The 299-nt window shown below is 54.5% G+C and carries 1 protein-coding gene; it reads right to left on the bottom strand.

Annotated features, from left to right (window positions below):
* Positions 1-121 precede the first annotated feature (121 nt).
* The coding region (locus tag P0G09_RS19010; protein ID WP_275253451.1) for a Maff2 family protein at positions 122-299 on the bottom strand (178 nt) is incomplete at its 5' end.

Raw genomic sequence — 299 nt, 5'->3', positions numbered from 1 at the left:
GTAACTGCCTGATTGATAAATGCCATACTTGAATTTCCTCCTTAAATCGTTGGTGAATTGTGAAGGGCGAGTGCCACAATCAGCACCCGCCACGATGGTAACTTCCTGTGTGTGTTCCGGATCAACCGAACAGACCGGAGAGTAGAGGAATGAGGGTCGTGCCGATCTGCACCACGCCGCCGCCAGCCATGAGCTGCTTAATGCCCTGAGATTTAGCCGCCGGATTGTCGTTGCCGTAGCCTTCCATGACGTTGATAACACCCCACACCGCGAGACCGGCACCCGCCACGATGGTAACT

The sequence above is a fragment of the Faecalibacterium sp. DFI.5.82 genome, assembly GCF_029076575.1.
GTDB classification, from domain to species: Bacteria; Bacillota; Clostridia; order Oscillospirales; family Ruminococcaceae; genus Faecalibacterium; species Faecalibacterium duncaniae.
Note: the sequence above shows the minus strand (reverse complement) of the source record. Positions and strands in the feature narration are given on the sequence as shown.